Here is a 19933-nt window from a genome sequence, read left to right on the forward strand (position 1 = left end):
CAAGCCTCGGTGCGCTGCTTCAGCGCTGCGCCGCCGCGAGATCCGGTTCGCCAAGCGTGGGGAACGCCTCGGGGGAGGCCCTCGTGGCGATACCTGTCTGCCACTTCGGGCTCAATCCGGAGAGGAACTGGTCGGTGCAACGCTCCCAATCGAACGTTTGGCCAGCGGCGGCGCAGGCGGTGCGATCGGCGGTGAGTGCCCGGACGATGGCGCTGCGCAGATCGTCGTCGAGCGCACCGATGTTCGTTCCGGTCACCACGTCGATCGGTCCCGGCACCGGGAAGGCAGCCACCGGCACGCCACTGGCCAATGCCTCGGCCATGACGAGCCCGAACGTGTCGGTGCGGCTCGGGAAAACGAAGCAGTCGGCACTGCGATAAGCCGCGGCCAGGCGATCGCCGTGGAGTGCCCCCATGAAATGGACGTCAGGGAAGCGCTGTTGCAGGGCAGCGCGCGCGGGGCCGTCGCCGACCACCACCTTGCTGCCCGGCAGATCGAGCGACAGGAAGGCATCGACATTCTTCTCCGCCGCCAGCCGGCCGACGTGGAGGAGGCGCGGGGCGGGCAGGGACGTGATCTCGGGCAGCCGCGGGCCGTGCGGGGTGAAAGCGGACACGTCGACACCGCGCCCCCAGCGGTGCGTGAAGGCATATCCCCGCGCGCGCAGTTCGGCCTCGAGTGTCGGGGTTGCTGCAAAGACGCGGGCGGCAGGCCGATGGAAGCGGTCCAGGGGCGCCCAGAACAGCGCCGGCGACAGGCGGGTACGGATCGCCATGTAGTCCGCGAAACGCGTGTGGAACGAGGTGGTGAAGGCCCGGCCTTCGCGCAGGCACCACCGTCGCGCCGCCCAGCCGAGCGGCCCTTCGGTGGCGATGTGCACCGCGTCGGGCGCGATACCGCTCAGCATGTTCGCCACCCGCCGGAAGGGCGTGAGCGCAAGCCGGATCTCCGGATAGCCGGGGCAAGCCACGCTGCGGAATTGCGACGGAACGACGAGCCGCACGTCGTGTCCGCGCTCCGCCAGGCGCGCGACGGTGGTCGTCAGGGTGCGCACCACGCCGTTGACCTGCGGTGCCCATGCGTCGCTGACCAGCGCGATGCGCACAGCCGTCAAGCCGGATCGGGCACCGCGACCAGCGTGCGGCGGCGCGCATCCGCGGTGGCGGCCTCGGTATCCGCACGTGTCTGCTCGGCCCAGTCGACGATCGACAGGGTGCCGTCCGCCGCCTCGACCAGCGCGGTGCAGCTTTCGACCCAGTCGCCGTCGTTGTAATAGGTGATGTCGCCGAAGCGGCGGATCTCGGCCGAGTGGATATGGCCGCACACCACGCCGTCGACACCGCGATCAGAAGCGGCATGCGCCACCACTTCCTCGAACCGCGAGATGAAGGCGACCGCGTTCTTGACCCGCTTCTTCATGTGCGCGGCGAGCGACCAATAGGGATAGCCGAACAGGCGGCGCACCCGGTTGACCCAGCCGTTGCTCTTGAGGAGCAGCGTGTAGGCGCCGTCACCGAGGAAGGCGAGCCACTTGTGATAGAGGACGACATTGTCGAACTGGTCGCCGTGGATCACCAGCAGGCGGCGGCCATCGGCGGTGACGTGAACATCCTCCGGCAGCAGTTCGATGCCGCCGAACTCGAGCCCGACATAGTCGCGGAAATGCTCGTCGTGGTTCCCGGGGACGTATACCACTCGCGTCCCGTGCTTCGCCATCTTCAGCACCGCGCGCACGACGTCGCTATGCGCCTGCGGCCAGTACCAGCCCTTGCGGAGCGCCCAGCCGTCGATCATGTCGCCGACCAGGTACAGGGTCTCGCATTCGTGCCGCTTCAGGAAGTCGAGCAGCATCGCCGCGCTGGAACCCGAAGTGCCAAGATGCGCGTCGGAGACGAAGATGGTGCGATAGCGGCGGCGCTTCGCCGCCGGCCCATGGTCGGCATCGTCCATTTCGGTCAGCCATCGCGGCAGCGATGCCGTCAGGCGACGTGAAGCACCGGCCGGGCGCGTCCGCGCGACCGGCGAGGATACAGGCAGCGAGGCCATGTCTTTTCCCCATCCCACGAGCCGGCAAGGCCCTTCCCATACAGTCCACGCCTAATCGAGCTTTGCGTAGGTTCGATGTTGTCGCGATGACAATTGCGTTGCATCCTCGTCGATCGTCGCGGAACTGACGCGGCGATGTCGTAATTCGGCAACCAAGGCTTGCGACACGCACGACATCGTCTCTCATCGAGGAATCGCGCGACGTGGCCATCGAAATGAGCACCGCCGGCGTGACACGCGCCTATGATCGCTGGTCGCCGATCTACGATCTCGTCTTCGGCCCGGTGTTCAGGCAGGGCCGCTCCGCCGCGGTCGCCGCGGCCGACCGGATCGGCGGGCGGATCATCGAGGTTGGCGTCGGCACCGGCATCTCGCTGCCCCAATATGCGCGGACCAGCCGGATCGTCGCGATCGACCTGTCCGATCCCATGCTGGACAAGGCACGCGAGCGGGTGCGCCGGCTGAACCTGGCCAATGTCGAAACGATCGCCGTGGGCGATGCCGAGGCGCTGCATTATGCGGCTGCCAGTTTCGACGTGGTGGTCGCGCAATATGTCGTGACCGCGGTGCCGCATCCCGAGCGCGCGCTGGACGAGTTCGCGCGCGTCTGCCGACCGGGCGGCGAGATCGTCATCACCACGCGCGAAGGGGCGGGCGCCGGGCTGCGCGGAGCGATCGAGCGCACGCTGATGCCGGTTACCAGCCGGCTGGGGTTCCGCACCGACTTCCCCTTCAGCCGCTATACCGAGTGGGAGGCGACCCGCGACGATGTGACGCTGGTCGAGCATCGGCCGCTGCCGCCGCTCGGCCATTTCTCGCTGATCCGCTTCGCCAAGACCGCCCAGAAAGGATGACCAGCATGACGGGTTTCCGCGCGCAGCTCGCCGAACAGCGGTGGGACGATCACCGCTTCTACCACCACAGCCTCGTCAACCAGAGCCTGCATTTCGTCAGCGCCTGTACCTTCATCGTGGCGTATCTGATCCTGCTGGTCGATCCGGCGGCGGCCAGCCTGCTGGCCTGGGGCGTCGCGATGACCAGCCGGCAGGCCGGCCACTTCTTCTTCGAACCCAAGGGATTCGATCATGAGAACGGGGTCAGCCATCAGCACAAGGAGGAGATCAAGGTCGGTTACAACCTGCTCCGCAAATGGGTGCTGATGAGCCTGTGGATCGCGGTGCCGGCAGTGCTGCTGGCCGAGCCGACCCTGTTCGGCACGCTGGTCCGCCCCGACGGGATCGAGGCGTATCTGCGCCATGTCGGCATCGGCTGGCTGTTCCTGGGGATCGGCGCCATCGCGTTCCGCACGGTGCAGCTGTTCGTCATCCGCGACGTCGGGACGGGGCTGGTCTGGGCGACCAAGATCGTCACCGAGCCCTTCAGCGATTATCGGCTCTATCGCGGCGCGCCCGCGCGGTTGCTGAGGGGCGAGCGGATCGACACGCAGCACGCGGGTTGAGCGGTCGCCTCACCCGCGTCCCAGACGTACGCTGAGGGCCTGCCGCAGCATCGCGCGGCGCAGGCTGCGGTCGGTGACGCCGACGGGCACGTCCCACCAGCCATCCGCCGCCATCGCCCGTCCAGCCGCGACAAAGCGGCGGACGATCTCCGCGAACAGCGTATCGTCGATGTCGAGCGAGAAGATCAGCCGGCCGGTGCCCACCCAGCTCAGCGCCAGTCCCTCGGCCCGGAGGTAATATTGCAGCATCCAGTTATATGCCGCCGGCCGGGTATAGAGGATCGTCCAGATCGACTGGAGATGCGCGGTGCGGACCGGCACCTCCGCCGCCGCCAGTGCGGCGTTGAACGCAGCGGCGCGGGCATCCCATCGCGCATCGAGCCCCTCGTACAGCGCCTGTGTTTCGGGCTTTTCCAGCCGGCGCAGGAACGCGTCCATCGCACCCATGACATAGGGATGCGCGTTGAAGGTGCCGCGCGCGAAGCAGATGTCGGCGGGCCGATCGTCGCGATATCGCTTCATCAGCGCCGCACCGCCCGCCAGCACCCCGACGGGCAGGCCGCCGCCCAGCGTCTTGCCATAGGTCACCATGTCGGGCCGCACGCCGAAATAGGCAGCGGCCCCGCCGGGTGCGAGACGGAAGCCGACGAATACCTCGTCGAAGATCAGCACCACGCCCGCCGCGCGGCACGTACCGGCCAGCCGGTGCAACCAGTCGCGATAGGCGGCAAGGTCGGCGCCCGCGGCGCGGCCGCTGTCGGTCAGCTGCCCGTCGGACGGCGCCGGGCGGTTAAGGTGAAGCGCCTGGAGCGGATTGACCAGCACGCAGGCGATATCCCGCCGGCCGGCGAGTACCGCCAGCGTCCGCTCCGACAGGTCGGCGAGCGTCAGCGTGCGGTCGGCGGATACCGGGTTGCCGATGCCGGGCTGCACCTCTCCCCACCAGCCGTGATAGGCGCCGGCGAAACGGACGATGCGATCTCGGCCGGTGTGATAGCGGGCGAGGCGCACCGCCTGCATGACCGCCTCGGTACCGGACATGTGGAAGGACACTTCGTCCATCCCCGACAATGTGGCCAGACGGCGGACGTTGTCGGCGACGACGGGGTGATAGCTGCCCAGCACCGGCCCGAGGGCGGCGGCGGTCGCCGCGCCCTCGGCGATCATCGCCTTGTACGCCTCGTGCCCGAACAGGTTGACGCCATAGGAGCCGGTCAGGTCGATCAGCCGGTTGCCGTCGACATCCTCGACCCAGGGGCCATCCGAGCGGGTCAGGAATGCGCCCGTTCCCAGCGCCTCGCGCACGCGTGCGCAGAACGGGAAGGGGACGCGGTAGGCGCCGGTGAATTGCAGATCGGACAGCCGGGCACTTGCCTCGCGCGTCAGCGCCAGCGTCTTGGCGAACCGTTCGGCATACAGGTGGCCGAGACGCGCGAAACCATCGCGTCGCCGGTCCGCGACGGATCCGTCCACGCCGTCGACCGCGAAGAAGCGATCCTCATCGTACGCGAAATAGGGGATCTGCCCTGCGATCCGCCTGGCCATGCGGACATGGCCGCCGAGCGACGGATGTTTGGCGCGCGACAATGCGAGGCGGCGGCGGCCCTTGGTCAAAGCGAGGGCTCCGGCGGACAAGGCGGCAAGGCCGGCGACGATCGGGATCATGGCTCCATCCACTCCAACGAGGTGACAGGGCGATGACAGCGATCCGCACCCTGCTACGCCTGCTGCAGCAGGAGGACCTGAACTTTCTGCTGACCAACCGCCTGCCGCGGCGCTGGGCGACCCGGATGGTCGGCCGGATCGCGCGGGCCGAGCATCCGCTGGTCGCGCGGCCGGCGCTCGCGCTGTGGCAGTTGTTCGCGGGTGTCGACCTGTCCGATTCGGCAACGGTGCGGTTCGCATCCCTGCGCGACGGCTTTACCCGGGCGCTGCGACCAGGTGCGCGACGCTTCGACCCGGACCCGCGCGTCATCGCCAGCCCCTGCGATGCCATCGTCGGCGCGCATGGACCGATCGAGGGCGACCGGTTGTGGCAGGTGAAGGGTTTTCCGTATCGCCTGTCCGAGCTGATGCCCGATACGGCGGTCGTCGCGCGCTTCGCGGGCGGCCGCTTCGTCACGTTGCGGCTGACCGCGGGCATGTACCATCGCTTCCACGCGCCCTGCGACCTGACGGTGGAGGCGGTGACCTATATGTCCGGCGACTGCTGGAACGTGAATCCGATCGCACTCAAGCGGGTCGAGCGCCTGTTCTGCCGCAACGAACGTGCCGCTATCGAGGCACGACTGGCGGACGGTATGCCGCTGCTCATCGTTCCCGTCGCAGCGATACTGGTGGCATCGATACGGCTTCACGCCATCGATACGGTGGCGACCTTGCGTGAGTTGGGCCCGGGCCGGGTCTCCTGCGCCGCCTCGTACCCGAAGGGCGAGGAGATGGGCTGGTTCGAACATGGCTCGACGATCATCGTCTTCATGCCGGCAGGCGTCACGCTGGAACCCGACCTGCGTGAAGGTGGCCCGATCCGTGCAGGTGAAGCGCTTGCGACCCTTTCGGTTTACGACCAGTAGCGATGCGGGCCGGTTGCTTCATGCGCATGCCAGGCATCCATCGACAGCGGCGCCTCATGGAACGGCGGACCGAACGCTCGGTCGTGGTACCGGGCTTCAGAGGCTCACCCCCAGGCGGACGAAGACGGATCGGCCATTGAAGCCGAAAGGCGAGATGGCGTTGTACGGCTGTGTCCCGGCATTGTCGGCGCCGTTCGTGCCGGCTGCGACGCTGGCGACGGTGGAGGCGATGTTCCTGTCCGGATAGACGTCGAACAGGTTCTGTGCCCCCGCGCTCAGGCGCAGGGCGCTCGTCGCCTGCCATGACAGTTCGACATCGGTCAGCACCTTGGCCCCGAACGTCTGGATGATGTCCGAGTTGGCAGTGGTGCCGACGCGGACCAGACGCGTGTCGAACCCCGGGATGAGCGCGGCGATCTGCGCGGGCGTGCGATTGACGAGCGCCACCGTGGAAACCTCGCCATAGCGCGTGTTGGTGACCGAGAAGGTCACGGCTCCGCGCGTGTAGTTGAGATCGAGCGTCACCTTGTCGCGCGGCAGACTGTCGGAGAAGCGCAGCTGCTGCGTGAGGTCGAACAGCGGCGTGGCGATGCCGAGCGCGGCGATGGGCGCAGGGGTGCCGGCGATGCGATCGAAACCGGTCTTGTTGTAGTTGCCCGCGAGCGTGCCGGCGAACAGGCTGCCGTCGGAGAAGCGGTGGCGCGCGTTGATGACCAGGTCGATCCCGCGGGTGGTCGTGTCCACCGCATTGGTGAGGTAGGACAGGGCGCTGAAGCCGGCCTGACCGTTCGCGGCGAGGAAGCTGGTGAGCCGGGCATCCTGGAACGTGGACGAGATGGCGATGCGATCGCGGAGCCTGATCCGGTAGCCATCGAGCGCGGCGGTGACGCCGCCGGCGGCGAAGACGATGCCGGCGGAGAGATTCCGCGACGTCTCGGGCTTCAGATCGTCCGCGCCGGCGAGCCTTGCCACGGCGCTGTCCACCGCCGCCACGCGCACGATGGCCTGCGCGCCGTTGAGGATCAGCGTGTTCGATGCGTTGTAGCCCGATTGCGCGAGAGCGGGAGCGCGGAACGCGGTATTGTACGAGCCGCGCACGGCAAAGCCGCCGATCAACTCGACCCGGCCCGCCAGCTTGTAGTTGGTGGTGTCGCCGAAGTCGGAATAGCTCTCGTGCCGTACGGCGCCGGAGAGGAGAAGCCGCCCGAAGAACCGTTTCTGTACCTCGCCGTACAGGGCGTAGCTGTGCCGCGACAGCGAGGCACGATCATCCGGCCCGTTGCTGGGCCCGGGCTGCGCGCCGATGATGGCGGGGCGGCCGGCATTGGGGCCGTCAAGGATCGGCACCCCGCCGTTGCGGGATCCATCGGGGCTGCCCGAGAAGAGGCGGTAGGTCTCCTCGCGATACTCCAGCCCCGCCGCGAGCTGCAGCGGAGCGTCATCGCCGACCTCGATATCCCGGGTCAGATCGAGATTGCTGGTCCACTGGTAGAAGTCGGACCCGAGGCGATAGAAGCGCGTCGGCGACGCGGTGCCGAGCGAGACGTTGACGCTGTTTTCGTATGTCAGGTCCTGCGTATTGACGCCGTAGACGGTCGACAGGTCCCAGCCGAAGCCGGCGAGATCCTGCCCCCGCAGGCCGATCGCGGTGGAGAGATTCTCAATCCGGGAATCGAGCCGCGGCCTGTAGCCATCCGGGTAGAAGGCGCGCAACGTCTCGTCCTGGCCGGCGCGGCGAAAGAAGTACTCGATATCTCCATCGAGCCGGTTGTAGCCGCCGAACGCGTAGAGTTCCGTCCCGCCGGGCAGGGGAGCGACGAGGTTGTAGAACAGCTTCTTGTTGGTGTTCGGCTGATCGCCGAAGCGGAAGACGCGGCGGTCGATCGTCGCCTCACGCGGGTCGAGCGCGCCGTTCGATGTGGTAAGCCCGGTGCCCGAGCCGAAATTGCCGGAGGGGGCGACGGGACGTCCGGCCGCGTTGATGCCGAAATACTGCTGCCGCGTGTCGGGCCGTGATCGATCGGTGGCGTTCTGGCCGGTGATCTCCGCGGTCAGCCGGAAGACGCCGCCGGCGCCGATCGGCGCGCCCGACGATACGCTGACCTGATACCCTTCGCCGTCCCCGCGGGTGGTCTGCGTGTACGTCGCCTGCGCCGCGGTGCCGACCGAGCGATCGAGCATCAGGTTGATGACGCCCGAGATGGCGTCCGAGCCATATTGCGCGGCAGCACCGTCACGCAGCACCTCTGCCCGGTCGAGCGCGAACGAGGGCACCGCATTGAAATCGACCGACACGTCGCCGCGGCCCACGCCGTTGCTGGCGTTCAGATCGCTGGAGGTGTGGCGTCGCTTGCCGTTGATCAGCACCAGCACCTCACCCGGGCCGAGGCCACGGAGCGATGGCGGCAGGAGATAGTCGCCGACGCCGGAGCCGAGCGGGCGGGGGATGTTGAAGCTGGGTACCTGGACGCGCAGCTGTTGCAGAAGGTCCACCCGGCCGCTCTGCTGCAACTCCGCGCGGGAGATGGCGTCCACCGGCGTCGAGGACTCGGTGGCGGTACGCCCGCCGAAGCGGCTGCCGGTGACGATCACCGTCTCCGCGTCGCCGACATCCATGGCTGGCGTGGGTTGCGGATCGGCGGCCTGACCGGCCACGGGCATGGCGAAGACGGTCGCGAGCAACGCACTCGCGAGCGAACAGAAGCGTGACATGAAATCCCCCCGGCTTGTGCGGTCAGTTGGTCGTGCTGAGATCCTGAAAGACCGGCGCCCTGGTGAAGTCGGCCTTGCCGAAGCGTCGGTCGCGGAAAAGATAGGTGTAGAAGAAGGTGCGCAGGCGACGGTGATAGGCGCGGATCCGATCCTGATAGGCGAGGTGCGCCGTCAGATCCGTCCGGGCCATTCGGGTAAGCAGCCCCTGTACACCGACCGAGGGCAGCATCCAGCCGAGGGCACGGCCGGCGGCGTCGCGTCGTTCGAGCCCCCGACGATAGGCGCGCACGCGGGCGGCCACGCTTTCGTCGCCGTTCTGATGGAAGGCGAGATACCATTTGTAGTGGAATTCGGCGCCGAGCGGGGCGGAGCCGGCCCATTCGGGGTGGCGCGCATAGAAACGGCGCATCGTGTCCTCGCGCGGAATGTCCCATGCCCCGTTGACCATCTCGCGTTGAGCGAGCGCGATCTCGGACCCTTGAGCGATCGGAAGGGCGGCATTGATCGCGACATGGGCGAGGGTCGGCACGACGAGGACGAGGACGAGCCATGTCGCCGCCAGGGTCGCCGCGTTGGCCACCGAGCTCCAGCGCAGCCGGGAGACGAGCGCGGCGAGCCCGACCCAGAACGCGAGGTAGGCGGCGATCACGCCCGTCACGATCAGGATGCCGGCCGCCCCCACGCCGGACGCGACCGCGGCGACGCAGAAGGGCAGTGCCAGCGCCGCCCACAGAAGCCCGGTCCGCAGCAGCGTGCGGCGGCGGAACAGCGCGCGACCGCCGCCCGGCAATGCCTCCAGCACGCGCAGCCGCCCCGCCTCGCGCTCGCCGGAGACGAGATCGTGGAACAGCGCGATCACGAACAGGGGCGACAGGAACACGAGGACGAACGCGAAGTCGAAGCGGCCGGGTAGCGCGAGTTCGGGATTGAACACGTCGCCGTCATAGATCTGCGCCTCGAGCCCGAGTGCGCGCACCCGCAGGATGTAGGGCGAGACGTCGCGCATGCCGAGCGCGGCGAAGGCCAGCGGCGCGGGCGCGTTCCAGGTCGGGAAAAAGCTGTAATAGGCGGCGCTGCCGGCGTCCTTGCTGCGGTCGACATAGTCGGCCACCGCGTGGATGTCCTCCGCCTGGGCCGCCGGGATCGCGGCGATGGCCGCTCGCTGACGCGACACCTCCGCCATGCCGGCCAGGAGCGCGGCGATCGTCAGCCCGGCGAGCAGCGTCAGCGCGATGGTGGTCAGTCGGGCGCGCCGCAGCAGCCGGATTTCCTGCATCCACAAGGTCATCGGCGATCTCCCAGCCGCTGCGTCGCGCGGGCGAGCAGCAGGGCGGCGGCGCAAAGCCACCCGAGGATGACGAGCAGGGCCGGTGCGGCGCCCGCCGCCAGGATCGTCGCCGGCGGCGCGCGGTAGCGGAAATCGGGCATTGCGCCCCAGTTCTGGCCGGAGACGCGCTTGCGACGGTCGGCGCCGGCGTCCTCCGCCGTGTCGTCGGCATAGGTGACGTCCTCGGCCTGCATGCGGTTCAGGCGCTGTACGAGGGCGTAGCGATACGCCTCCGCCTGTTCGAGGAAGCGGCGATGGCCGGCGAAGTCCGTACCCGCGGCGGCCATCGACAGCGAGCGCAGCGCGATGGCGGGACTGAGCAGCCCGGCGACGCGAACGAGCCCGTTCTGTCGATCCTGCGCGGCGAAGCTCTGTCCGGCATAGCGGTCGAAGAGCGCGGCGGTGAGCCGCTCGCCCTCCAGCGCCAGTACGCCCTTGTAGTTGACGGGCAAGTCCTCGACCCGGTCGACACCGTAGCGCCGGAGCGTGGCCTGCTTGAAGGCGGTATAGTGCGGATCGTCGGGATTGTGGGTGTCGCCCAGCGTGCGCAGGTCACGCGCGATGGCGATATCGGTCTGGAGCTTGTTGCGGAGCGGCACCGCCGCGCCGGCCAGGTCGGGCGCGACGCGCGGCAGCAGGACGATGGCGACCGCCCATATGGCGACCAGCACGAGCAAGGCGTCGCGGCTGCGGCGCACCAGTGCCGAGACGAGCACGATCAGGACCATCCACAAGGCGAGATAGGCGAGATAGCCGAGGGCGATGACCAGCATCGGCAGCGGGAGGGCGCCGGGCTGGGCGGCGATGGCGACGAGCCCGAGCATCGCCGGCAACCCGGCGAGCAGGGCCACCGTGCCCAGCGCCATCAGCTTGCCGACAATAACCTGCCGGCGCGTCGCGCCCTGCAGCAGCAGGAGGCGCAGGGTGCGGCGCTCCGTCTCGCGAGAAACCGTGCCGAAGCCGAGAAAGACGAGGAGCAGCGGCGCGACCACCTGAAGCACGAAGGCGGGGGTCAACTGGCCGAAGCGCACGAGGAGCGAACTCTGCTGCACATCGCCGAAATTGGCGGTGTTCTGGCGATGCCCCTCGAGGAACATGCTGTTGCCGGTGAAGGCATCGACACCCGGGTCGAACGCGGCAAGTGGCCCGAGCGGACGGTAGATGAAGGTGCCGTAATGCACCATGCGGTGCGGATGGCGATCGGGCTGGGCATCGAAGGCGGCCTCCGCGCGGTGCTGCTGACGATCCCGCAAGGCGGCGATGGCGTGCTGGTGCGACCAGGAGCTGAGCACGGCCGCCAGGGTAAGCAGGACGAGCAAAATCAGGGCGATCACCGCCACGCGGTTGCGCGCCATCAGCCGCAGCTCGTCGCGCGCGATCAGGCGGGCGGGGCTCATGCCGCCAGCCTGCTGCCATCCACCTCGAAGCGGGCGTGCAGCGCCCGGATGTCGAACCGCTCGGGCCCGGTCGCGGCGACGTGCTCGACGAGACGTCCCCCCTCGAGAAAGCCAATATCGTCGGCGACCTCGGCGGCGGAGAGCAGGTCGTGCGTGACCATCAGTACCGCGGTGCCCCGCTCGCGCACCTGGCGGAGCAGGGCGTTGAAATCGGCGGTTGCGCGCGGATCCAGACCAGAGGTCGGCTCGTCGAGCAGCAGCACCGGCACCTGCCGCAGCAATGCGACGGCGATGGCGACCTTCTGACGCATGCCCTTCGAGAAGCCGCCGAGCCGCTGGTGCCAGGCGCGCTCCTGCAAGCCGGCGGCGGCGAACGCATCCGTGATGTCGCCACGCGCCTTGCGCTCGCCCGACAGGGTCAGGAGGTAGTCGGCGTTTTCGACGGCGCTGAGATGTTCGTACAGGGCGACGTTCTCGGGAAGATAGGCGATGCGCCGCCGCGCCGCGTCCGGATCCTCGCCGGGATCGATGCCGCAGACGGCGATCTGGCCGCCATCGGCGCGCACGAAGCCGAGCAGCGCCGCCAGCGTCGTCGACTTGCCTGCGCCGTTGCCGCCGAGCAGCGCCGTGATGCTGGCGGCCGGGACGGACAGGGTCAGGCCATCAAGGACGCGGTGCCGACCATAAGCGAGCGTCAGTGCGTCGATCCGGATCGGCGGGATGGTGTCGGTCATGCGTGCTCCTTGCTCGGTCGCGATCTGGCTTCGTTGGGCGCATAGGTCAACAGATATGTTACAACATATCACAATTGATGCGCGCTGCCCGAACGGATGGATGCTCGGGATCGATGCGCAGGCAGCGAGGCGTTGAAACGTCGATCCGGCGCAGATGCGTGAGCCGGATAGTCGCTCGCTAGCGGTGGTCCGCCGCAGTCCGCAGGGAAGCCTGATGGGCACCGATGCCTGCCAGAACTCCGGCCGCCGACGCGAGCGTGGCATTGTGCATGGGCGTGGCGGCGTCCCCCGCTGCCCAGACGCCCGGCACGGATGTCGCGCCCCACTGGTCTACCTTGACGTAAGGACCCGTCGGTCCGTCTTCGTGTTCGCAGCCGAGCATCGTCGCCAACGGTGTGGCAGGTTTGGTGCGCGGCGCGGTGAACAGCGCACTCACCTCCACGAACCGACCATCTGCCAACCGGACGCCATCCAACGCAGGCGCGTCGCCCAGCAGTTCGACCACCGGCGTTCGCTCCACCACGATCCCGCGTGCGGCGAAGGCGCGGACGTCGGCGGGATCGGGTTCGAAATGTCCCTGGGTGAAATAGGTGGTCGGGCCCCAGTCGGGAATCAGCATCGCCTGATGAGCCGACAGGGGATGAGCAGCCAACACGCCGAGCGGCTGGTCGCGCACCTCGTAACCGTGGCAGTAGGGGCAATGGAGCACGGTCGCTCCCCAGCGTTCGGCCATGCCCGGAACGGCTGGCAAGGTATCCGCGACACCCGTCGCCAGAACCAGCCGATGCGCGTGCAGCTGTCCACCGTCGGCGAGTTCGACGGCAAAGCCGCCGTCGACCGCGACCGCGCTGCTCGCCTCCCCCGACCGGATCTCCACCGTGGGGTAGCGAAGCAGCTGGCACCGCGCCTCGCGCATGATCGCCGCAGGCGCACGTCCGTCCTGACCCAGAAAGCCGTGTGCCTCGTCCGCGAAGCGGTTCCGGGGCAGTCCCGCGTCGATGACCAGCACGGTGCGTCTTGCGCGCGCCAGCTGGGTCGCGGCGGACAGGCCCGCGAAACTGCCGCCGATCACGATAACGTCGTACACGCACTTTTCCTTTCACATAACAGCAACTATTACATGAATGTTCATGGCTGCATTTGCAACAGCGAAAGTGGCATGATAGGTTGCAAGCGTGCTGTCGGGAGGATCGAAGCTTGGACGCGCGCCTGTCGAGAATGCTGCACCTGCTCATCCACATGGGACGGATGGAAGGACCGCTGACATCGGAGTCTGCCGCCACGATGCTGGGGACCAATCCCGTCGTGGTGCGCCGAACCATGGCGGGTCTGCGCGACACCGGTTACGTCACCTCGGTCAAGGGGCATGGCGGCGGCTGGTCGCTTACGCGCGGGCTGGACCGCATCACCATGCTCGATGTTCATCGCGCCTTGGGTGAGGGCCGCGTCTTCGCGCTGGGCCCTGCGGATCCGGCACCCGCTTGCCTCGTGGAGCAGGCGGTCAACGGATCGCTGGAAGGCGCCCTGCACGAAGCCAAGGCACTGCTTCTCCGTCGCCTGGCCGACGTGACGCTGGCCGATATCGCCGCGGATTACGATCGACGTATGGCGGACAACGAGGCAGTGAAACCGGATGGGCGAACGACCGTTTCGACCGGCCAGGCAAAGGCCGTTCGACATTCAGGAAATCGACCATGAACACCCAGCATGACAAACTGTTTCGAGGCGCATTGGCGGGGCTCGTCGCCGGCGCGGTGGCGTCGTTCGCGATGGATCGGTTCCAGGCGGCCTTCGCGGCCTTGTCAGCCGGCGATGACGATAACGACAGCGAGCCCTCCACGGAGAAGGCCGCCGATCGCGTCGCCACGCTGCTGACGGGGCAGGCGGTGGTCGACGCCGACAAGCCGCTCGCCGGGCAGGCGGTGCACTATGCCCTCGGGATCGGCCTGGGCGTCGCCTATGGGATCGCGGCGGAGTTCCGGCCTGCCGTGACGGCCGGGTTCGGTAGTGCGTTCGGTATCGCAACGGCAACGCTGATCGACGAGGCTGCTGTACCGGCCGTCGGATTGGGCGAGGCTCCCTGGAACGCCGGGCTGTCGAGCAACCTGTATTCCTACGCATCTCATCTTGTGTTCGGCGGCACGGCTGAACTCGTCCGAGCGCAGGTCGCTGGAACATTGAAGCCGTAAGGCCGGTCCGCGGTTCCGGCGTCGTCCCGCCGGCGCAGCCGGGCCCAGTTCAGGCGCCGGGCGGCGCGATCCGGCTGGCGATAGTGGCCAACGTGGCCAGGATCGCCATCGACGGCAGCGCGGCAGCCTCCGGGAACATGGGCATCGCGACCGGCGACATCAGGATCGGCTATCGCGGGTCGGGCGTCCGGGTACCTGTGGCGTCAATGGTCATGCCGCTGCCCCGACGATGTCCAGCAGCCATGCTTCGGCCTGCTCGACCGAATGGAAATACTCAGCGCCTCGTTCTGCGGCAGCGCGCTTGATCTGTGTGCGGGCGAGCGAGGCGGACACCACCATGGCGATCCGGCGACCATGGTAACGGGAATCGGCAAGCAACTCCTGAAAGGCGGCGACGCTCTCCTGGGACTGGATCTTCATGTCGCGGATGTCGACGATGGTAAGATGCTGGCCCGGTGCGCACAGCAGCAGGCGATGCGCCTCGTCGCGCGCCTGCCGGAAGCGGGCGACATCGGCCGGGGCGTAGAACCCGGCCAGGGTGAAATGCATCAGGTCGCGTGACGCGTCGACCGAGATGTAGAAGGACGGCTGCATGGATCGACGATCTCGCCGAAATGTTGCGACTTCCTTGCCACTTCGACCAAGGTCTAAATCGGCGAGGTGAGCCTCGCGTGGGACAAGAGGCCACCCCGGTCCGGTTTGTGCCTAGATCACGGCACTCAGCATCATCGTGAATATAAGGCCGAACACGCCCACCAGCGTCTCCATCAGTGACCAGGTCCGGAACGTCTGCTTCAGGGTCAGGCCGAAATACTCCTTGAACATCCAGAAGCCCGAGTCGTTGACGTGACTGAACATCAGGCTGCCGGCGCCGATCGCGAGTACCATCAGGCTGCCATCGGCCTGATGCGCGGCGACCATCGGCTGCATGATGCTGGCGGCGGTCAGGCCGGCGACCGTGGCCGATCCCAGCGCCACGCGGATCGTCATCGCCAGCATCCACCCGAGCAGCAGCGGCGGCAGCGGTATGCTGTTCAGCTGCGTCGCCAGTGCCACGTCGGCACCACCCGCGACGAACACCTGCTTCAGCGCGCCGGCGCCCGCGATGATCAGCAGGATGCCGCCGATATCCGTTACCGCCTGTGCCTGACCGCGGCCGACCTGCGCCAGCGTGTGGCCTTGGGTCGTCGCCAGCAGGATCGTCGCCACGATGAGGGCGATCAGCATGACGACGGTCGGATTGCCCAGGAGCGTCACCGCCGCCTCGGCCGAACCGCCCGCGGCTCCGTTCTGGACGATGGTGGCAAGGGTCAGCAGCGCGACCGGTAGCAGCGCGCAGGTGAAGCTGCGCAGCGCGCTGGGCTGGGCGACCGGGTCGGCCGGTTCGGTCGGCGTGAAGAGGGCGGGTGGCCGGGCGATGACGCCGCGGATCGACATCGCGAACAGCGGTCCCGCGATCGCCAGCGTCGGAATGCCGACGATCAGGCCGAGCACCAGGGTTCGGCCGATATCGGCGCCGAACTGCGCCACGAGCGCGGTGGGAGAGGGATGCGGCGGCAGGAAGCCGTGTGCGATCGACAGCCCGGCCAGCATCGGAATGGCGAGGTATACGACCGGCATCTGCGCGCGGTGCGCGATCGAGAAGATCAGCGGCACGAGCAGCACGAAACCGACATTATAGAACAGCGGGATGCCGACCATGAAGCCGGTCGCGGCCATCGCGATGCTGATGAACCGCTGGCCCGACCAGCCGAACAACGTGTCGGCGATCCGCCGCGCCGCCCCGCTGTCCGCCACCAGCTTGCCGAACATCGCGCCCACCACGAGGATGATCGCGATCGGCCCCAGCATCGCGCCGATGCCCGCCTCGATCGTCGGGACGATCTTCTCCAGCGGCAGGCCCAGCAACAAGGCGGCGGTGATCGACGCCGCGACGAAGGCGATGAAGGGGTGAACCCGACCGACCGAAATGGCGATGATCAACAGCAGAACCGCTGCGAGGATCGCGATAAGCGTCATGTAACCCGGCTCCTTCAGGCCGACAGGTGTGGCATCGGCGTGGCTTGCGGCACCGTCATGACAGGCGGACCGTGTTCCACAAGGCCTCTCGAACAGCGACGATGCAAATTGCCGGAGCGGAGACGGGCCATGGAGGGCGGAGGCCCTCGTTTCTCGTGCGACCGCCGCTGCGGCGCCGGGCAGCCTAGCGGGCGGTCGTCAAATCTGCTTAAGCGACAGCGTGTTGACCCATGATGCAACATGGGCCGGACGAGACGAGATATGCTCGCGACAGATCAGGCGAGCCCAGGAGAGACCCGATGCGACGTTCATCGAGACTGCTGACGTGCCTTTTGCTGACGATCGCGTCGTCACCGTCGATAGCCGCGCCGCGAGAGCCGGCGAACAACGTGCTGACCGCACAGGAGCGTGCAGCGGGTTGGCAGTTGCTGTTCAACGGCCGCGATCTCGGCGGATGGCGGTCGTTCCGGGGTGGCGCTCCTGCTCCCTTGTGGAAGGTACGCGACGGGGCGCTGGAACTGACATCGACCAGCGGCGAGATGAGCGGCGGCGACCTGGTGACCGCGGGTGAGTACGGGTCGTTCGAGCTGACGCTCGACTGGAAGGTCGCTCCCGGCGGCAATAGCGGCGTGCTCTATCTGGCGCGCAACCTGCCGCAGACCAAGCAGGTCTACGAGACGGGGCTGGAGATGCAGGTCCTCGACGATGCGGGTCATGCCGACGGCAAGATCCCGTCGCATCATGCCGGCGCGCTGTACGACATCACCGTGCCGCCCGCAGGTGCGTCGCGTCCGGCCGGGCAGTGGAACCACGCGCGGCTGCTGGTCGAGCGCGGCCGCATTCGCCAGTGGCTGAACGGCGTCGCGACCGCCGATGTTTCCTATGGCGACGATGCCTGGAGGCGACGGGTGGCGCAGTCCAAGTTCGCGCGGATGCCGTTCTTCGGCACCTTTCCCAGCGGCGTGATCGCGCTGCAGGACCATGGTGAGCCGGTCGCATTTCGCAACATCAAGCTGCGCCGGATCGGCGCGAGCGCGAAGGGAGCGCAGGAGTGAAGGGCGAAGCGAAGACACCGGCGGATGCCGTGGCCGACGTGATCATCGTCGGATCGGGTGCGGCGGGCGGCATGGCGGCGTTCAGCCTGACCAAGGCGGGGCTGCGCTGCCTGATGCTGGAGGCGGGCCGTGACTACGACCCGCAGTCCGAGGTCAACATGTTCGCACCCGAGAGCGACGCACCGCTGCGCGGCGTGGGGACGCCCGACAAGCCGTTCGGCTATTTCGACGCGACGGTCGACGGCGGCTGGCAGGTGGAGGGCGAGCCCTACACGATGCGGGAGGGATCCGATTTCCGGTGGTACCGCCCGCGGATGCTGGGCGGGCGCACCAATCACTGGGGCCGCCACGTGCCGCGACTGGGCCCGTACGACTTCAAGCCCTTTTCGAGGGACGGGTTGGGAGTGGACTGGCCGATCGGCTATGACGACGTCGCGCCCTTCTATGACCGGGTCGAGCGGATGATCGGCGTCAATGGCGGCCGGATCGATCTGGAGAACCATCCGGACTCCCCGGCCGACTGCCTGATGCCGCCGCCGCCGCCGCGGGTGCCGGAGATGCTGATCAAGGCCGCCGCGGAGAGCCTGGGCATACCGGTGCGCCCGGCGCATACCGCCGTGTTGACGCGCGACATGCCCGACGACGTGGCGCCGCGCAGCGCCTGCCTGAACGCCACGCCCTGCACGCGCGGCTGCACGATCGGAGCGATGTTCCAGACGACGACGTCGCTGCTGCCGATGGCGAAGGCGACCGGGCGGTTGACGGTGGTGACGGACGCGATGGTGTCACGCGTGACGATGGCCGCCCCCGGCCGCGCCGCCGGCGTGGAGTATGTCGATCGCAAGACGGGTCGACGCCATCAGGTGCGCGCGCGCGCCGTGGTATTGGCGGCCGGTACGGGCGAGACGACGCGCCTGTTGCTGAATTCCGGCGAAGGCGGACGCGGCCTGGCCAACTCGTCCGGCGAATTGGGCCGCAACCTGACCGATTCGACCGGCGCGTCGTTCCGCGCCTTCATCCCGGCGCTCGCCGATCGGCCCCGGTATAACGAGGACGGGATCGGTGGCCAGCACATCTACATCCCGTTCTGGCTGTACCAGCAGCAGAAGCGCGGCGAGCTGGACTTCGCGCGCGGCTATCATTTCGAGATCGGCGGCCGGTTCGGCGTTCCGTCGGCGGATGCATTGCCGCGGGTATGGGGAAGCGAATTGAAGAAGGCGGTGCGCCACGCGTCGGGTGCCACCATCGGGCTGACGTTGCGCGGCGAGATGATCCCCAACAAGGATACGTTCTGCGAGATCGATCCGACCGTGAAGGACCGGTTCGGCATCCCCGTGCTGCGCTTCGCCTTCCGCTGGTCGCAGAACGAGGTGAATCAGGTTGCGCACGGCCGACGCAGCGCGCATGCCGTGTTCAAGCGATTGAACGGCACGATCCTGGATCCCGATCTGCCGCCCGAGAAGATCATGACCGCCGGTGGCGAGATCATCCACGAGCTGGGAACTGCGCGGATGGGCGCCGACGCGCGATCGTCGGTGGTCGACGGTTACGGGCAGACATGGGACGTCGGCAATCTCGTGCTGATGGACGGGGCGACCTTCGCCTCCGGCGCTCACAAGAATCCTACCCTGACGATCCTCGCGCTGGCGCTGCGCGCATCGGAACGTCTGGCCGTCCGCTTCAAATCGGGAGCTTTCGCATGACCCTGTCGCGGCGCGCCACGATGCAGTGGATGATGACAGCGGCGCTGCTGCCGCTGGCGCGGTGGTCGCCCGCGGAAGCCGCCGTCGGGGCAGACGGCAGCGCCGCTGCGCCGTTCGATACCGTCGCCGGCTGGCCCGAGGTCCCGGCTGCCGTACCTGCGCAGGGTTATGGCCGCGATCCGGCGCTGACCGAGCCCAAGGTGACGTGGCCGCTGACCCTGAGCAAGGCGCAGCGATCGACGGTCGACCTGCTGGGCGATATGATTCTGCCCCCCGACAACGTGTCGCCCGGGGCCGGTGCGCTGGGCGTCGGCGCATTTATCGACGAGTGGATCAGTGCGCCTTATCCTGCCCAGCAGGCCGATCGGGCCAAGGTCCTCGGCGGTCTGGGCTGGCTGGATGCACAGAGCAGGCTGATGCACGGCAAGTCCTTTGCGGCGATCACCGTGCCGCAGCGGACGGTGATCCTGGACGCCCTGGGCACCGCGACGCCGGCCGCGGCGATGACCGCGCCGGTCGCGTTCATGGACACGATACGCAAACTGTTCGTGCTCGGCTTCTACACCCTGCCCGAGGGCAAGGCCGACATGGGATATATCGGCGATCAGCCGACGCCCGGCCCCTATCCGGGCCCCTCGAAGGAGGCGCTGGCTCATCTGGCGACGGTGCTCGCCGGGCTGAAGCTGACGGGGTCGTCCGCCTAGCCCGTGGGGTGTTTC

Annotated in this window: 18 protein-coding genes; 8 read left to right on the top strand and 10 right to left on the bottom strand. The window is 68.0% G+C overall.

Annotated elements, in window-relative coordinates; all coding sequences use genetic code 11:
* Positions 1-19 precede the first annotated feature (19 nt).
* A complete protein-coding gene (locus ABC319_RS13570; protein WP_413070736.1) occupies positions 20-1105 on the bottom strand; it encodes a glycosyltransferase family 4 protein in 1086 nt (361 codons plus the stop codon).
* Positions 1106-1110: 5 nt separating this feature from the next.
* Positions 1111-2046: a UDP-2,3-diacylglucosamine diphosphatase gene (locus ABC319_RS13575; RefSeq protein WP_413070737.1), complete on the bottom strand. Its 936-nt coding sequence runs from the start codon at positions 2044-2046 to the stop codon at positions 1111-1113.
* A 203-nt stretch (positions 2047-2249) separates the two neighbouring features.
* Between ABC319_RS13575 and ABC319_RS13580 the strand changes: the two genes are divergently transcribed.
* The gene (locus ABC319_RS13580; RefSeq protein ID WP_413070738.1) at positions 2250-2900 is read left to right on the top strand and encodes a class I SAM-dependent methyltransferase; all 651 of its coding nucleotides are present in this window, start codon (positions 2250-2252) and stop codon (positions 2898-2900) included.
* Positions 2901-2905: 5 nt separating this feature from the next.
* Complete coding sequence (locus ABC319_RS13585; RefSeq protein ID WP_413070739.1) at positions 2906-3505, top strand: hypothetical protein; 600 nt, start codon at positions 2906-2908, stop codon at positions 3503-3505.
* 9 nt (positions 3506-3514) lie between these two features.
* Here the strand turns inward: ABC319_RS13585 and ABC319_RS13590 are convergent, their stop codons facing one another.
* Complete coding sequence (locus ABC319_RS13590) at positions 3515-5170, bottom strand: aminotransferase class III-fold pyridoxal phosphate-dependent enzyme (protein WP_413070740.1); 1656 nt, start codon at positions 5168-5170, stop codon at positions 3515-3517.
* Between the two features lie 32 nt (positions 5171-5202).
* On the opposite strand from ABC319_RS13590, the gene asd reads away from it, so the two are divergent.
* Positions 5203-6078, top strand: a complete 876-nt coding sequence (asd, locus tag ABC319_RS13595) for an archaetidylserine decarboxylase (protein ID WP_413070741.1) — start codon at positions 5203-5205, stop codon at positions 6076-6078.
* A gap of 96 nt (positions 6079-6174) precedes the next feature.
* On the opposite strand, the gene ABC319_RS13600 is transcribed toward asd, so the two are convergent.
* From ABC319_RS13600 to ABC319_RS13620, 5 genes are all read right to left on the bottom strand, one after another.
* Positions 6175-8790: a TonB-dependent receptor plug domain-containing protein gene (locus tag ABC319_RS13600; protein ID WP_413070742.1), complete on the bottom strand. Its 2616-nt coding sequence runs from the start codon at positions 8788-8790 to the stop codon at positions 6175-6177.
* A 22-nt stretch (positions 8791-8812) separates the two neighbouring features.
* The gene (locus tag ABC319_RS13605) at positions 8813-10078 is read right to left on the bottom strand and encodes a DUF3526 domain-containing protein (RefSeq protein WP_413070743.1); all 1266 of its coding nucleotides are present in this window, start codon (positions 10076-10078) and stop codon (positions 8813-8815) included.
* Positions 10075-11514, bottom strand: a complete 1440-nt coding sequence (locus tag ABC319_RS13610; protein ID WP_413070744.1) for an ABC transporter permease — start codon at positions 11512-11514, stop codon at positions 10075-10077. The genes ABC319_RS13605 and ABC319_RS13610 overlap by 4 nt, the downstream gene beginning before the upstream one ends.
* A complete protein-coding gene (locus ABC319_RS13615; protein WP_413070745.1) occupies positions 11511-12248 on the bottom strand; it encodes an ABC transporter ATP-binding protein in 738 nt (245 codons plus the stop codon). The genes ABC319_RS13610 and ABC319_RS13615 overlap by 4 nt, the downstream gene beginning before the upstream one ends.
* Before the next feature lie 178 nt (positions 12249-12426).
* A complete protein-coding gene (locus tag ABC319_RS13620) occupies positions 12427-13335 on the bottom strand; it encodes an NAD(P)/FAD-dependent oxidoreductase (RefSeq protein ID WP_413070746.1) in 909 nt (302 codons plus the stop codon).
* Between the two features lie 110 nt (positions 13336-13445).
* Here ABC319_RS13620 and ABC319_RS13625 point away from each other — a divergent pair, with 110 nt between their 5' ends.
* A complete protein-coding gene (locus ABC319_RS13625; RefSeq protein ID WP_413070747.1) occupies positions 13446-13946 on the top strand; it encodes an RrF2 family transcriptional regulator in 501 nt (166 codons plus the stop codon).
* A gap of 32 nt (positions 13947-13978) precedes the next feature.
* The gene (locus ABC319_RS13630) at positions 13979-14437 is read left to right on the top strand and encodes a DUF1440 domain-containing protein (RefSeq protein ID WP_413070748.1); all 459 of its coding nucleotides are present in this window, start codon (positions 13979-13981) and stop codon (positions 14435-14437) included.
* A gap of 210 nt (positions 14438-14647) precedes the next feature.
* Here ABC319_RS13630 and ABC319_RS13635 read toward each other — a convergent pair whose 3' ends face one another.
* Together ABC319_RS13635 and ABC319_RS13640 are read right to left on the bottom strand one after the other, a co-directional pair.
* Entirely contained in the window at positions 14648-15031 is a 384-nt protein-coding gene (locus tag ABC319_RS13635; RefSeq protein ID WP_413070749.1) for a hypothetical protein, read from the bottom strand.
* A gap of 111 nt (positions 15032-15142) precedes the next feature.
* Positions 15143-16456 carry a GntT/GntP/DsdX family permease gene (locus tag ABC319_RS13640; protein WP_413070750.1) on the bottom strand — a complete coding sequence of 438 codons (1314 nt, stop codon included), beginning with the start codon at positions 16454-16456 and terminating at the stop codon, positions 15143-15145.
* A 299-nt stretch (positions 16457-16755) separates the two neighbouring features.
* Between ABC319_RS13640 and ABC319_RS13645 the strand changes: the two genes are divergently transcribed.
* The 3 genes from ABC319_RS13645 to ABC319_RS13655 are packed head-to-tail and all read left to right on the top strand — an operon-like array spanning position 16756 to position 19918.
* Positions 16756-17511, top strand: a complete 756-nt coding sequence (locus tag ABC319_RS13645; RefSeq protein WP_413070751.1) for a 3-keto-disaccharide hydrolase — start codon at positions 16756-16758, stop codon at positions 17509-17511.
* Positions 17508-19214, top strand: coding sequence for a GMC oxidoreductase (locus tag ABC319_RS13650; protein ID WP_413070752.1), 1707 nt, complete (start codon positions 17508-17510; stop codon positions 19212-19214). The genes ABC319_RS13645 and ABC319_RS13650 overlap by 4 nt, the downstream gene beginning before the upstream one ends.
* A complete protein-coding gene (locus ABC319_RS13655; protein ID WP_413070753.1) occupies positions 19211-19918 on the top strand; it encodes a gluconate 2-dehydrogenase subunit 3 family protein in 708 nt (235 codons plus the stop codon). The genes ABC319_RS13650 and ABC319_RS13655 overlap by 4 nt, the downstream gene beginning before the upstream one ends.
* The last annotated feature ends 15 nt before the right edge of the window (positions 19919-19933 follow it).

It is taken from the genome of Sphingomonas phoenicis, from assembly GCF_047238005.1.
Taxonomy (GTDB): domain Bacteria; phylum Pseudomonadota; class Alphaproteobacteria; order Sphingomonadales; family Sphingomonadaceae; genus Sphingomonas.

What these genes read in the sequence shown, in the direction of transcription:
- ABC319_RS13575 (WP_413070737.1), bottom strand. Translation starts at nt 2,046, where the DNA reads ATGGCCTCGCTGCCTGTATCCTCGCCGGTCGCGCGGACGCGCCCGGCC.
- ABC319_RS13585 (WP_413070739.1), top strand. Translation starts at nt 2,906, where the DNA reads ATGACGGGTTTCCGCGCGCAGCTCGCCGAACAGCGGTGGGACGATCAC.
- ABC319_RS13590 (WP_413070740.1), bottom strand. Translation starts at nt 5,170, where the DNA reads ATGATCCCGATCGTCGCCGGCCTTGCCGCCTTGTCCGCCGGAGCCCTC.
- asd (WP_413070741.1), top strand. Translation starts at nt 5,203, where the DNA reads ATGACAGCGATCCGCACCCTGCTACGCCTGCTGCAGCAGGAGGACCTG.
- ABC319_RS13600 (WP_413070742.1), bottom strand. Translation starts at nt 8,790, where the DNA reads ATGTCACGCTTCTGTTCGCTCGCGAGTGCGTTGCTCGCGACCGTCTTC.
- ABC319_RS13605 (WP_413070743.1), bottom strand. Translation starts at nt 10,078, where the DNA reads ATGACCTTGTGGATGCAGGAAATCCGGCTGCTGCGGCGCGCCCGACTG.
- ABC319_RS13610 (WP_413070744.1), bottom strand. Translation starts at nt 11,514, where the DNA reads ATGAGCCCCGCCCGCCTGATCGCGCGCGACGAGCTGCGGCTGATGGCG.
- ABC319_RS13615 (WP_413070745.1), bottom strand. Translation starts at nt 12,248, where the DNA reads ATGACCGACACCATCCCGCCGATCCGGATCGACGCACTGACGCTCGCT.
- ABC319_RS13635 (WP_413070749.1), bottom strand. Translation starts at nt 15,031, where the DNA reads ATGCAGCCGTCCTTCTACATCTCGGTCGACGCGTCACGCGACCTGATG.
- ABC319_RS13640 (WP_413070750.1), bottom strand. Translation starts at nt 16,456, where the DNA reads ATGACGCTTATCGCGATCCTCGCAGCGGTTCTGCTGTTGATCATCGCC.
- ABC319_RS13645 (WP_413070751.1), top strand. Translation starts at nt 16,756, where the DNA reads ATGCGACGTTCATCGAGACTGCTGACGTGCCTTTTGCTGACGATCGCG.
- ABC319_RS13655 (WP_413070753.1), top strand. Translation starts at nt 19,211, where the DNA reads ATGACCCTGTCGCGGCGCGCCACGATGCAGTGGATGATGACAGCGGCG.